Raw genomic sequence first — 13,613 nt, 5'->3', positions numbered from 1 at the left:
TCGGGCGTACCCCGGAGGACGGTCTGCCGCTCTGTGCCCGTGAGAGTGCCCGGCGTTAGAGTTCCCCCTATGAACAGGCAGGCCCCGACGCTGGAGGATGTCGCGCGGGAGGCGGGGGTCTCCCGCGCCACTGTGTCGCGGGTCGTGAACGGCGTGCGCAACGTCGATCCCAGCATCCAGGAGCTGGTCCGCAGCGCGATCGAACGGACGGGCTACACGCCGAACCGCGCGGCGAGGGCGTTGGTCACCCGACGCACCGGAACGGTGGCGCTCATCGTCTCCGGTGCGGGCGACGCCTTCGCCGGCCGCGTGTTCGCCGACCCGTTCTTCGGTCGCGTCGTCAACGGCGCCTTGGGATATCTCCGGGCACGCGCGATGCAACCGGTGCTGCTGTTCGCCGAGTCGGAGGCAGCCAGGAAGCAGGTGGTCGACTACGTGCGGCAGGGCAGCGCGGACGGTGCGCTGGTGGTCTCCGTGCAACCGGACGACCCTCTGCCGGACATGCTCCTCTCCGCCCGCGTCCCCACGGTGCTGTTCGCACGTCCCGCCCGGGCGACACCGGCCAGTTGCGTCGATCTGGACCACTACGCGGGGGGACGCCTGGCCGGAGAGCATCTCCTGGCCCGCGGCTGCCGCCGTATCGCGGCGATCAGCGCTCCGCCGGACCTCAGAGCCGGCCGGGAACGCCTCGCCGGATTCCGCGACGCCCTGGCTCGCGCCGGGCATGACAGCCCTCCCGTGGCCGAGGGCGTCTTCACGCTGGACAGCGGGGCGACGGCCATGGCCACGCTGCTGCGGGACCACCCCGACGTGGACGGCGTGTTCGCGGCCAACGACCTGATGGCCCAGGGCGCCTGCCAAGTCCTGCGGGAACTGGGCAGGCGCATACCGGAGGACGTCGCCGTCGTCGGGTTCGACGACTCGAGCATCGCGGTGACGTGCCGGCCGCCGCTGACCACCGTGCGCCAGCCGGTGGAGGACATGGCGGCGGCCATGGCCAGGATGCTGGGCGAGCAGGTCAAGGGCACCCGTACCGAACCTCGCACTCTTGTCTTCGAACCTGAACTGGTCGTCCGCGAGTCCGCCTGATCCGGCTGATCCGCCTGATCCGGCTGGTCCGCCTGATCCGGCGCGGCGCGTTCTCCGGGGGCGGACATCGCCCGGCCCTGCCGCCGGGCGTGTCCTCGTGGCAGCCGACGGCAGGGCACCCGGTGTCGGCGCGGTCAGGCGTGGGACTCCCGGTGGGCACGGATGATCTCCGCGTAGCGCAGGCCGCTGGTCTTGAGGGTGCGGGTCTGGGTCGCGTAGTCGACGTGGACGAGGCCGAAGCGCTTGTCGTAGCCGTAGGCCCACTCGAAGTTGTCGAGGAGGGACCAGACGTAGTAGCCGGCCAGCGGCGCACCCTTGCGGACCGCCCGGGCGCAGGCGCTCACGTGCTCCTCCAGGTAGCGGGTCCGGCCGGGGTCGTGGACGGCGCCGTCGGGCGAGACGGTGTCCGGGAACGCGGAGCCGTTCTCGGTGACGTACAGCTCGCGGACTCCGTAGTCGTCGGTCAGGCGCAGCAGCAGGGACTCCAGGCCCCCGGCGTCGATCGGCCAGTCCATGCCGGTGTGCGGTGCGTCGGGCAGCCGGACCTCACGGGCGTACGGGACGGGACCCCGGGGGTCGTCGGTGACGGTCGCCGGGAAGTAGTAGTTGAGGCCGTGCCAGTCGAGGGGCGTGGCGATCGTGTCCAGGTCGCCGGGCCGCTCCGGCAGCTCCACGCCGTACAGCTCGCGCATGTCGGCGGGGAAGCCGCGGCCGTAGACGGGGTCGAGCCACCAGCGGTTGGTGTGGCCGTCCAGGCGGGTGGCCGCCGCGATGTCCTCCGGGCGGGTCGAGGCGGGCTCGACGGTGGAGTGGTTGGTGACGAGGCCGATCTGCGCCCCCGGGGCGGCCGCGCGGACCGCCTGGGTGGTGAGGCCGTGGGCGAGCAGCAGGTGGTACGAGGCGTGCACGGCGGCGGTCAGGTCGGTCAGGCCGGGTGCCATGCGGCCCTCCAGGTGGCCGATCCAGCCGGAGCAGAGCGGTTCGTTGAGGGTGGCCCACCGGGTGACGCGGTCGCCGAGCCGGGCGGCGACCACGGAGGCGTAGGCGGCGAGGTGTTCGGCGGTGTCGCGTACGGTCCAGCCGCCGCGGTCCTGGAGGACCTGGGGAAGGTCCCAGTGGTAGAGGGTGATGTTGGGGGTGATGCCGGCGTCGAGGAGGGCGTCGACGAGACGGTCGTAGAAGTCGAGGCCGGCCGCGTTGACCGGTCCGTTCCCGGCGGGCATCACGCGGGGCCAGGCGACGGACATGCGGTAGGCGTCGGTGCCGAGCCGCTTCATCAGGGCGATGTCCTCGGGCCACCGGTGGTAGTGGTCGCAGGCCACGTCGCCGTGGTCGTCGCCTGCGACCTTGCCCGGGGTGTGGGAGAAGGTGTCCCAGATCGACGGTGCCCGGCCGTCCTCGGCGACGGCGCCCTCGATCTGGTAGGCGGAGGTAGCCGTGCCCCAGGCGAAGTCGGCGGGGAAGGCGGCGAGGTCAAGCGATGCGGACACGGAGGGCCTTTCCGGAGTGAGCGGGCTGCAGTGAGTGGGTGAGACCGGGGCGCCGGTGGAGTCCGGCGGATACTTGACGGTGCCGGCGGCTACTTGACTGCGCCGGCGGTGAGGCCGGCGACGAGGAAGCGCTGGCAGAGCAGGAAGCCGGCGACGACGGGCACGCTGACGACGAGTGAGGCGGCCATGATCTGGTTCCAGTACACGTCGTTCTGCGTGGAGTAGCCCTGCAGGCCGACGGCGAGGGTGCGGGTGGTCTCGTTGGTCATGACGGAGGCGAAGAGGACCTCGCCCCAGGCGGTCATGAACGAGTAGACGGCGACGGCGACGATGCCGGGGACCGCCGCGGGCACGATGACCCGGAACAGCGCGCCGAGCGGCCCGCAGCCGTCCACCTTGGCCGCCTCGTCGAGGTCTCTGGGCACCGCCTCGAAGTAGCCGATCAGCATCCAGATGGAGAAGGGCAGCGAGAAGGTGAGGTAGGTGAGGATCAGGCCGCCGCGGGAGCCGAAGAGCGCGATGCCGGTGGCGTTGCCGATGTTGACGTAGATGAGGAACAGCGGCAGCAGGAAGAGGATGCCGGGGAACATCTGCGTCGACAGGACGGTGACCGTGAAGACGCGCTTGCCGCGGAAGGAGTAGCGGCTGACCGCGTAGGCCGCGAACACGGCGATGGTGACGGAGCAGACGGTCGCCGCACCGGCCACGATCAGCGAGTTCATGAAGTAGTCGGCCAGCGGCACCGTGTCCCAGATGTCGACGTACGGACGGACGGTGAGGTTCGAGGGTAGCCATGCGAACTTCCCCGACACGTCCTCCAGCGGCTTCAGCGAGCTGGAGATCATCACGTACACCGGCAGCAGCACGAAGACGGTGAGGAGGGTCAGGAAGATCCGCCGGCTCCACAGGAAGGACCGCGGGGCGGCCATCGGGGAGCGGGGCTGCCGGACGGCTTGGCTAGGCATCGGCGGCCTTCCTTCCCCGGGAGGTGAACCGGAGATAGACGCCCGTCACCACGAGCAGGAACAGGAGCAGCAGCACCGACATCGCGGAGCCCGTCCCGAAGTTCCAGGTCTGGAACGAGGACTGGTAGATGTGGATGGAGATCAGGTCCGCGGCTTCCGGCGCCGCCTTGCCGAACAGGACGAAGGGGGTGTTGAAGTCGTTGAAGGTCCACAGGAACAGCACCAGGACGAGCACCTGGTTGACGGGGCGCAGCGCCGGCAGGGTGATGCGGCGGACCTGCTGCCAGACGCCCGCGCCGTCGAGGGCGGCGGCCTCGTAGATGTCCTTCGGGATGTTCTGGAGCCCGGCCATGAGGGTGAGGAAGGCGAAGGGCCAGCCCTTCCACACCGAGACGACGAGCAGGGCGATGAAGCTGTTGTCGCCGATCAGCCAGAACGGGGCGCTGTCGGTGAGGCCGAGCTGGTCGTGCAGCACATGGTTCACCAGGCCGTTGTCCCGCTGGAACATGAACGCCCAGGTGATGACGGCGGCGTAGACGGGCAGTGCGTACGGCACCAGGAAGAGCGTGCGCAGGATGCCTCTGCCGCGGAAGGTCTCCTGCATGAAGATCGCCGCGGCCGCTCCGAGCAGCCAGCACAGGCCGACAGAGAGGACGGTGAACAGGCAGGTGGTGAGGAAGGAACTCAGCAGCGCCTTGCCGACGGGGGCGTCGAAGTCGACCGCCAGGGAGAAGTTGTCGAGGCCGGCCCAGGGCGCGGTGCCCCAGTCGCGGATGTAGAACTGGGTCAGCTCCTTGAAGCTGACGACGATGCCGATCACCATCGGCACCAGGTGGACCAGTAGTTCGAGCAGCAGTGCGGGGAGCAGCAGCAGGTACGGCAGTCCGACGCGGCGCAGCCGCCCCGGGCGGCGCTTGCGCGGTGCCGCCCCGGGGTCGTCCTTCCGTGCCGTCCGCTCGCCTGCGCTGAGGGCAGCGGTGGTGGTGGTCATGGCGGTGTCCGTGCTCACTTGTTGGGCATCTGCTGCTGGGCCTTCTCCAGCTCGGCCCGCACCGACTCGGTGGTCACGGCACGGCCGGCGGCGGCGTCGGCGAAGAGGTTCTTCACGGCGGTGCCGACGACGGTCTCGAACTGCGACTCCTCGGGGACCTGCGGCAGTGCGGTGGCACTGGTGGCGAGGGTGTCCCTGAGCACGGCGACCGCCGGGGCGCTGAAGGCCGGGTCCTGCTGGGCGGCCTTGACCGGAGGTATGGAGCCGTACGCCTTGTTCAGGACGACCTGCTCCTCGTCGCTGGTCATGAACTTCACGAACTTCTTGGCGCCGTCGATGTTCTTGGTGTTCTTGAAGACGGCCATGTTGATGCCGGCGACCATGGAGTTGGTGGCCTTGCCCCGGCCGGGCTCGCCGGACTGCACGGGGGCGGGAGCGACGCCCCACTCGTCCTCGCTCATGCCCTGCGTCTTGAAGGTGGCCGACGCGGTCTGCCACAGCACCATGGCCGTCTTGTCCTTGGCGAAGTCGCTCAGGGACTGGTTCTGCGCGTACTCGGCGTTGCCCGGCGCGATGACCTTGTCCTCGGCCATCAGGTCGACGTACTGCTTCACCGCCGCCACGGCACCGTCGGAGGTGAAGTCGGCCTTGCCGTCAGGGGTGAAGAAGTCCGCCCCGTGCTGCTTGGCGAGGACGAAGACCTGGTGGATGTTGTTCGACAGGTTGGAGCCCTCGGCGCCGAGTCCCCACTTGCCGTCCTTGGAGAGCTTCCTTCCGGTCTCGGCCAGCTCCTCCCAGGTCGCCGGCGGCTTCTCGATGCCGGCGTCGGCGAACATCTTCTTGTTGTAGTAGAGCGCGTAGGCCATGGAGTACAGCGGCACGGCGGCCGGGTCCTGGCCCTCGACGCCGGTGGAGCCGAGCGCGGACTCCAGGAAGCGGTCCTTGCCGCCGATCGCCTCGAAGTTCTTCGCGTCCCAGGGCAGCAGGGCGCCGCTGGCCTGGAGCGACGCACTCCAGGTGTTGCCGATGTTGAGGACGTCGGGGCCCTGGCCGGAGGTGGTGGCGGTGAGGATGCGGTTGAGGAGGTCGCTCCAGGGCACGACCTCGAGCTTCACCTCGATGCCGGTCCGCTTCTCGAACTTGTCGAGTTCCGGCTGGAGGACCTTCTTGTCCACCTCCAGGTTCGCGCCCTGGTTGGAGGCCCAGTACGTGAGCGTCTTCGGCTGCTCGTTGGACCCCTCCGAGCCGGAGGTCCCGCCGCCGCAGGCCGCCGCGGTGAGAACGAACGAAAGGGTGACGGCACCGACGGCCGCGGCTCTGATTCTGCGCATGACTCCAGAGGCCTTCCGGGAAGTGGCGGATGCGGAATCGCCCGCGGGAGCCGAGGCCGGAGCAGCGCCCCGCATGCCGACCCTGTAGCCCCCCACGGCTTAATTTAGGATGTGAGTTAAACCTCAAGCGAAGGTCGCGTCAAGGGCTCCGCCCCATGTAGGTTGCGAGAAGGACTTCGGAACGAGGGGGCAGGGGTGAGAGTGCGCAACGGCCGTACAGTGCGTGACCTGCGACGGGAGAACCGCACCGCGGTATTGCAACGGTTGTATTTCGACGGGCCGCTCAGCCGGTTCTCGCTGGGGCCGGCCACCGGGCTGAGTTCGGGCTCGGTGAGCAACGTGGTCTCCGAGCTGGTCGCCGAAGGACTGGTCGAGGAGGCCGGCAGCGTCGACTCGGCCGGCGGCCGGCCCCGCACACTGCTGCGCATCAGCGCACAGAGCGGTTACCTCATAGGCGTCGACATCGGCGAGACACGGGTACGGATCGAACTCTTCGACCTCGCCCTCACCGAGCTGGCCCGGACCGAGAAACCGCTGGAGACCGACGGCCCGAACCGCCTCGACCGCTACGACGTCGGCGTCGTCCTGACGCATCTGCGCGAGGGCATCCCCGAGGTGCTGGACGAGGCCGGCATCGCGGCGGAGCGGCTGCTCGGCGTCGGGATCGGGGTGCCGGGCATCGTCGCCAGGACCCCGGAGGACGGCGCCGTCGTGCACGGCCAGACGATCGGCTGGGACGCCGTCCCCCTGGAGCGGCTGCTGCGCGAGGCCCGCCTGCTGCCCGACACCGTGCCGTACTACATCGACAACGGCGCCAAGACGCTCGGGCAGGCGGAGATGTGGTTCGGCGCCGGGCGCGGCGCGCAGAGCGCGGCGGTGGTGCTCTTCGGCTCCGGCGTCGGCGCCTGCGTCGTCAGCGACGACATGGGTCCGGGCCGGGCCGTGGAGTGGGGACACCTGACGGTACGGGTACGCGGGCGCCGGTGCCGCTGCGGCGCCCAGGGCTGCCTGGAGGCGTACGCGGGCGCGGAGGCGCTGCTCCAGCGCTGGGCGGAGGCGGGCGGGCAGCCGCCCGCGGGCGCGGACGAGGAGACGGCGCTGACCGCGATGCTCGCGGCCGCGTACCCGGATCCGGGTACGGGTTCGGATCCGGGTTCGGGTTCGGGTTCGGACGGAACGGGGACCGTTCCGGAACCCGACGCCACTGCCCTGGCCGTCCTCGAGGAGACCGCCGAGTACCTCGGCGCGGGGTTCTCCGACCTGATCAACCTTTTCCAGCCCGAACGCATCCTGGTCGGCGGCTGGGCCGGACTCCAGCTCGGCCGGCGCTTCCTGGACTCGGTGACGGCCCATGCCACCTCGTACGCCCTGACCTATCCCGCCGCCCGCGTCCGCATCGACCTAGGCACCCTGGGACCGGACGCCGTCACCGTGGGCGCTGCGATCCTGCCGCTCGCCGACTTCTTCGCGCGGGGCGGCCGGCCGGAGGAGGCCGAACCGGTGGAACCGGACCCGGCGTGGCGGACGGCCCTGCGGGAGCGCTCGGTGCAGTGAGCGGCGCACGCGCCGATCTCGGGTCCTGTGCCACGGACTCGGGTCCGGTCCGGTGCCATGGACCCGGCGCAGTCGGCCCCCGCTGCGGGTGATGAGAGGAGAAGTGATGCCCAGGCATCGGCCGAAGGCGCGGCGCCGGGGGAGTTCCCCACGGCGCCACGCGGGCCCGGCCCGGCGCTGCGGCCTCGGCGAACGCGCTGCGGTTTCGGTGCACGCGCCGCGGTTTCGGGCAACGCGCCGCGGCCCCGGCGAACGTGCTGCCTGGAACGCCGCGCCCCTCAGGGGCCGCCGACCGCCACCTGCCCCTCCCACCGCACGTCCCCCGCCGACCTGCCCACCATGAGCCGGAAGGGGCCGGGCTCCGTGGCCCAGCCGTGGTCCGCCTCCGACCAGTGCCGCAGGGCGCGCGGGCCCACCACCACCTCGGCACTCGCCGTCCGGCCCGCGTCCGCCCGCACGGCCGCGTACCCGGCGAACCAGCGCACCGGACGCTCCACCGCCGAATCGGGCCGGGCCAGATAGACCTGTACGACCTCACGCCCGGCGCGGGTGCCCGTGTTGCGCACCGTCACTCGAACGGTGAACGGCTCGCCCGCCGCGACGTGCGCGGGAGCCTCCACGGCCGTGTACTCCCACGTCGTGTAGCCGAGTCCGTGGCCGAACCAGTAGGCGGGCTCGCGTCCGGCTCGCAACCACGCCCGGTGGCCGATGTGCAGTCCCTCGGCGTAGTCGAGCCGGCCGTCGACCGGCCGGGTGCGGGTGACGGGCGCGTCCGCCAGGGACGCCGCCCAGGTGGTGGGGAGCCGGCCGCCGGGCTCCGCGAGGCCGAACAGGACGTCGGCTAGCCCCGCGCCGGCCTCCTGTCCCGGGAACCAGGTGAGCAGCACGGCGCCCGCTTCCCGGCGCCAGGGCAGTTCGACCGGGCCGCCGCTGTTGACGACCACGACCGTGCGCGGATTCGCGGCGGCCACCGCGCGGACCAGCTCGTCCTGGTGCCCTCCGAGTGACAGACCGGTGCGGTCGTACCCTTCGGTCTCGCTGTGCTCGGTGGTGCCGACGACCACGATCGCGGCGTCGGCGTCCCGGGCCGCCCGCACCGCGTCCGCCAGCGCGGTCGCCGGGTCCGGTTGCGGTGGCGCCGCGGTGACGACGGTGGCGCGTCCGCGGCCGGGTACCAGTTCACGCCGGGCCACCACGTGCACGGGCCGCTCGGTGGTCAAGACCGTCCGCGCCGCGTGCACGGGCGGGTTGACGTGGACGACGGCCGGGTCGTCGGTGTCACCGGGGAACTCCCCTGCCAGGAGCGTGCGGCCGTCGACGGTGAGCGTCATGCGCCCGAAGCCCCCGACACCGAACGCCCACTCTCCCGGCCGATGGGGGTGCAGCACCGCACCGATCTCCACCGTGTGGGCGCCGGGGGGCAGACCGGGCTCCAGCTGCCGACCGGAGAACCGGTGTTCGGCGTACAGCTCCCGCCCCGCCGCGTCCAACACCCGCAGGAGCACGCCGGGGGCACCCGACTCCGGGTCGGTGCACCGGTCGATGCCGAGAGGGTCGGGCGGGGACTCCGGTGCCGGTCCGGGCTCGTACACGACCCGGGTTCGCCCCCGCAGCCGGGCCCGGACGCCCGCCAGCGGGGTGACCACGTCGGAGCAGAAGACGCCCGCGCTGCCGCCGCCCTGGACGCGCGGGGACGCGGCGTGCACGCCGACGACCGCGACGGTGGACAGCCCGGCGGGGTCGAGCGGCAGGACGCCGCTGTTGCGCAGCAGGACCGAACCGGCACTGACGGCGCGGCGCAGCAGCGCCCGGTTGTCGCGGGACGCAGCCACCGGCACCCGGCGCGGGCGGTGGGGTTCCAGCGCGCCCACACGGCCGGCGAGCCGGAGCAGCCGCCGCACCTTCTCGTCGACCGCATCCTCGGTGACCAGGCCGTCCTTCACCGCCCGCACCAGCGACGCGCCCCAGGGACTGTCCGGGCCCGGCATCGCCAGGTCGAGGGCGGCGCGACCGGTCTCCTCGGTGGTGCGCACGGCCGCCCAGTCGGAGACGGCGACCCCGTCGAACCCCCATTCCCCCTTGAGGGGTTCCGCCAGGAGCGGGCTGGCCGTCATGGTCGTGCCGCCGACGGCGTTGTAGCCCGCCATGACGAGCCACACCCCGGCCTCGACGGCTGCCTCGAAGGGCGCGAGGTACACCTCTCGCAGGGTGCGTTCGGACACCCGGACGTCGACGGTCAGCCGGTCGGTCTCGGAGTCGTTGCCGACGTAGTGCTTCGCGGTGGCCGCCACCCCGAGGGCCTGGATGCCCCTGATCAGCGCGGCTCCGGTACGGCCGGTCAGTTCCGGGTCCTCGGAGAAGCACTCGAAGTGCCGGCCGCCCAGCGGGCTCCGGTGGAGGTTGAGCGTGGGGGCCAGTACCACGTCGACGCCCTTGCGGGCGGCCTCGGTGGCGAGCAGGCCCCCGAGCCGCTCCACCAGTTCCTCGTCCCACATCGCGCCCAGGGCGGAGGCGGAGGGCAGCAGGACCGAGGTGCGCCGTTCGTCCCACGCCTCGCCACGCACCCCGGCGGGCCCGTCCGAGGTCACCATCTCCCGCAGCCCGATCCCGGGCTCACCGGCGGTACGCCAGGTCGTCGCGCCGGTGAGCAGGCGCACCTTCTGGTCGAGGCCCAGCTCGCCGATGAGCCGGTCGAGTGTCTCGTCGTCCATTCCGAACACTTCCTGGGATCAGGGCAGCCGGTGGTCCTCGTTCAGCACCGCGCCGCGCTCCGGGTGGTACAGGTCGTAGCCGCGCGTGTCGCACTGGAGGCCGCCCACGATGCAGTGGTCGACCAGCGCCTTGAGGGTCCGCTCCTCCCAGGCGTTGAAGAAGTCGTAGTGGAAGGAGTAGCCGCGGCCACTGGCCAGGCGGACGTCGCTCATGTCGCCGTTGACCGGGAAGGCCATCTTGAACTCGATCATCGGCAGGGCGACCGGGTGGGAGGCCGGGCACATGTTGTCGTTGGTGCCGGGCTTGACGACCGGGTAGGCCATGTGGCTCTTGTGGTCGGGGGTGTCGAGGTACTTGCCGTCCCAGCAACTGGGCGCCTGGAAACGGATGTTGAGCTGGACGTCGGGCCGGCTCGGGCAGCTGGCCGGGAAGTCGACGTTGAAGAAGCTGTCACCGCATTCCCAGCCCTCGACGAAGCCCTTGTGAGCGCGGAAGTCCTGAGCGCTCTGCATGGGGTCGCCGACGACGTACCGCAGCCCCTTGGGGAAGGGCCGGACGCTGGTGTAGTCGGTGACACCGGCCTTGTAGTAGATGACCTGCGGGCCGACCGGCAGGATCTTCTTGTCCCCCTTGTACAGGGACGGCATCCAGTACGCGGAGGCGTCGGCCGGCGCCTTGCAGGTGGTGTCTCCTCCGTAGAGGCTCGCCGTCGTGCTGCCGGCGTTCGTCGTCGTGTTGCCCATGAAGGTGTGGTCGTGGGACTTGCCCGGCTGCCCCGGGTACACGATCGGGTCGTCCGGCGCGGTGTGCGTGACGGCGCAGTTGGCCTGGAACTCCTTGTGGTAGCGCGGCGGCGGGGTGGCCTCGGACGGGGTCACGCCGGTGACCGGGGGAACGGCCGGTATGTACCCGTCGCCGTCGGGATCGTCGGCGGACGCCCGGGTCGACACCGCCGTCGTGTGTCCGGTGTGACCGGTGTGTCCGCTGGCCGAGAAGGCCGAAGCAGCCGGGGTGCTGCCGGGATCGGCCGCCGTAGCGATGGTGCCGACGCCGAGTGAGCTCGCGAGGAGTGAGCTGCCGACCAGCAGCGCGGGGAGCTTCGAACGCGGTCTCATGGGGCCTCCTGCCCGCTGAGGTGCCAGGTGGGTGGGGGTGGTGCGGAGGGCGCCGCCGGACGCCCTCCGCCGTCAGCCGTGGATCAGCTGTAGATGCCGAACTCGTGCAGCGAGTAGCCCCAGCCGGTGCCACGCGCCGTCAGGTGCAGTCGTACGTAACGCGCGGTCGCCGCGACGTCGATGGTGTCGACGTCGCCGTCACCGGCGGTCGTGGTGTGGACCGTGCGCCAGGTGCTGCCGTCGTCCGAGACCCGGACCTCGTAGGACTTGGCGTAGGCGGGGTCCCAGACGAGCTGGAGCCTGCGGACGGCGGTGGCGGCGCCGAGGTCGACCTGGATCCACTGCGGGTCGCTCCAGTCGCTGGCCCAGCGCGTGTCGGCCTTGCCGTCCGTCGCCTTGGCGGGCTCGCACGGGCAGTCGCCGTAGGAGGGCTGGAAGGAGGAGGCGGTGGTGGGCTTGTTCAGCGCCACGTTCGTGCCGGTGACCGGCGGGGCGACGACCTTGACCGACTTCGTCTCGATGCCGGCGTTGCCGCGGCCGTCCTCGGCCTGAAGGTACACCTTCCACACGCCGAGCTTCTCGGGGGCCTTCACGGCGAAGGTCCCGTTGCCGGTGGACCGCCACTCCGCCTCGACCAGGCGCTTGTCGCCGTTGGCGTAGTTGCCGCTGAGGAAGACCTTGTACGTGACCGGGTCGCCGTCGGGGTCGCGCACGCCCGCGCGGACGGTGAACTCGCCGCCCGCCGCGGCCGATGAGGCCCGGTCGACGGCCATGTCCGTGATGACGGGCGGGGTGTTGTCACCGCTGGTCGATCCGCTGTACGCCTTCTTGACGGCGTAGTAGGACAGCCTCTTCAGCCCGTCGGGTATGAGGTTGAACCAGATGCCGCCGAAGTCGTGCTCGACGCCGTAGTGGAAGAGTGTGGCGCCGAGCGCGACGCCCCGGTGGCCGGTGACGCAGTCCCAGGCCTTGGTGTACCCCTCGGCCTTCTGCACGTCGGTCGGCTCGTCGGGGACGCCGTTGGCGTCGTCGGGTACCTCCCACTCACCGGCCGGACCGCCCTCGGTGATGATGTACGGCTTGGTGTAGCCGCCCTCCTCCCAGTCCTCCTGGACGCCGCAGACGTCGCCGTAGGAGTTCATCGAGTACAGGTCGAGGTCGGGCGCGTTGCGCTGGTAGTACGGCCAGGCTCCCGTCCAGGCGTCGGTCGAGGTGACGGGGTGGTCGGGGTCGATGCTGTGGATCTTCTTGGCGACGTCGTTGACGAAGCCGGTGTAGGCGTTGCGCTGCGCCTCCAGCTCCGTCCCGCTGTAGCAGTTCTGCAGGCCGAGGACCGACTCGTTGCCCACGTTCCACATGAGGGTCGCCGGGTGGCTCTTATATGCCTCCACCCACTTGGCGAACTCGGTGAGCATGTTGTTCTTGTACGTGGTGTCGGTGACGTAGTCGACGCAGCCGCCGGAGCCGGGTCCGCCGCCGGGTTGCAGCCAGAAGCCGTTGACGACGCGGATGCCGTGCGCGGCGGCGGTGTCCAGCAGCGGCTCGGTGGAGCTGTCGGTGCCCCAGGTGCGGATCGTGTTGACGCCCATGGACTTGACGTCGGGCATGTACTTGGGCGCGTCTGCGATGGCGGGGCCCCAGGTCAGGCCCTTGACGGTGTACGGCTGGCCGCCGACGGTCAGTTGCCAGTTCCCCTGCGAGCCGGTGACCTCGACCGGTCCTCCGGCGGGCGGTGTGCCGTCCGTGGTCCCGTACACCTGGAACTCCCACAGGGAGTAGCCGTAGCCGCCGGAACGCTCGGTGCCCAGCATGCGGACGTAGCGTCCGGAGCCGGAGACGGCGAGCTCGTCCGTGCCGCCGTCACCGCCGGTCACGGTCTTCAGGGTCCGCCAGTCCGTGCCGTTGTCGGACGCCTGGATCTGATAGCTCTTGCCGTACGCGCCCTCCCAGGTCAGCACCACGCGGCTGAGGCCGGACCGCTGTCCGAGATCGACCTGGAACCACTGCGGGTCGCTCCACCGGCTGGCCCAGCGGGTGCCGGTGAGGTTGCCGTCGACGGCCGCCGAGGGGGCGTAGCCGTCGCCTTCCTGGGACGAGGCGGTGGCGGGCCTGCCCTGGGAGAGCAGGGTCTCCGCGGCCTGGGCGGGCGGAGCGGCGAGGGCGAGCGACGACGCCACCAGGGCGCCGAGCGCGAGCAGGGGAACGGCGCGGCGGCCGGCTGGTCTCCGGTACGGGTACGTGGGGGCTGCGGACACATCTGCTCCTGGCGGGTTGGGGAGAGCCGACGGGGCGAGGAGGGGGAGCACCGTTCGATGGCCGTGGTGGCCCCTCCGGGTCGGGGCGCGGGGGTGTCACCCGGCCCGGAG

The 13,613-nt window shown here is 71.3% G+C and carries 9 protein-coding genes; 2 read left to right on the top strand and 7 right to left on the bottom strand.

The features are described 5' to 3' along the window. Positions 1–69 precede the first annotated feature (69 nt). On the top strand, positions 70–1,089 hold the full coding sequence (locus IE242_RS33300; RefSeq protein WP_229859764.1) for a LacI family DNA-binding transcriptional regulator: 1,020 nt from the start codon (positions 70–72) through the stop codon (positions 1,087–1,089). 134 nt (positions 1,090–1,223) lie between these two features. Here IE242_RS33300 and IE242_RS33295 read toward each other — a convergent pair whose 3' ends face one another. From IE242_RS33295 to IE242_RS33280, 4 genes are all read right to left on the bottom strand, one after another. After that, positions 1,224–2,579: a GH1 family beta-glucosidase gene (locus tag IE242_RS33295; protein ID WP_189866084.1), complete on the bottom strand. Its 1,356-nt coding sequence runs from the start codon at positions 2,577–2,579 to the stop codon at positions 1,224–1,226. A gap of 89 nt (positions 2,580–2,668) precedes the next feature. Then, positions 2,669–3,508 carry a carbohydrate ABC transporter permease gene (locus IE242_RS33290; RefSeq protein WP_189866155.1) on the bottom strand — a complete coding sequence of 280 codons (840 nt, stop codon included), beginning with the start codon at positions 3,506–3,508 and terminating at the stop codon, positions 2,669–2,671. A gap of 28 nt (positions 3,509–3,536) precedes the next feature. Then, positions 3,537–4,535: a carbohydrate ABC transporter permease gene (locus IE242_RS33285; RefSeq protein ID WP_189866082.1), complete on the bottom strand. Its 999-nt coding sequence runs from the start codon at positions 4,533–4,535 to the stop codon at positions 3,537–3,539. A gap of 14 nt (positions 4,536–4,549) precedes the next feature. Next, on the bottom strand, positions 4,550–5,866 hold the full coding sequence (locus IE242_RS33280; protein ID WP_189866080.1) for an ABC transporter substrate-binding protein: 1,317 nt from the start codon (positions 5,864–5,866) through the stop codon (positions 4,550–4,552). 195 nt (positions 5,867–6,061) lie between these two features. Between IE242_RS33280 and IE242_RS33275 the strand changes: the two genes are divergently transcribed. Next, entirely contained in the window at positions 6,062–7,420 is a 1,359-nt protein-coding gene (locus IE242_RS33275) for an ROK family protein (protein WP_189866079.1), read from the top strand. 278 nt (positions 7,421–7,698) lie between these two features. On the opposite strand, the gene IE242_RS33270 is transcribed toward IE242_RS33275, so the two are convergent. The 3 genes from IE242_RS33270 to IE242_RS33260 form a co-directional block, all read right to left on the bottom strand. After that, positions 7,699–10,131, bottom strand: a complete 2,433-nt coding sequence (locus tag IE242_RS33270) for a beta-glucosidase family protein (protein WP_189866077.1) — start codon at positions 10,129–10,131, stop codon at positions 7,699–7,701. A gap of 18 nt (positions 10,132–10,149) precedes the next feature. Beyond that, positions 10,150–11,247: a DUF1996 domain-containing protein gene (locus IE242_RS33265; protein WP_189866075.1), complete on the bottom strand. Its 1,098-nt coding sequence runs from the start codon at positions 11,245–11,247 to the stop codon at positions 10,150–10,152. An 83-nt stretch (positions 11,248–11,330) separates the two neighbouring features. Continuing rightward, a complete protein-coding gene (locus tag IE242_RS33260; RefSeq protein WP_189866073.1) occupies positions 11,331–13,502 on the bottom strand; it encodes a discoidin domain-containing protein in 2,172 nt (723 codons plus the stop codon). Positions 13,503–13,613: the final 111 nt, after the last annotated feature.

Origin of the sequence: Streptomyces poonensis, assembly GCF_014650915.1 — a bacterium.
GTDB lineage: Bacteria > Actinomycetota > Actinomycetes > Streptomycetales > Streptomycetaceae > Streptomyces > Streptomyces poonensis.
The sequence above is the reverse complement of the archived record's forward strand: the minus strand, read 5'-3'. Positions and strand labels throughout refer to the sequence as shown.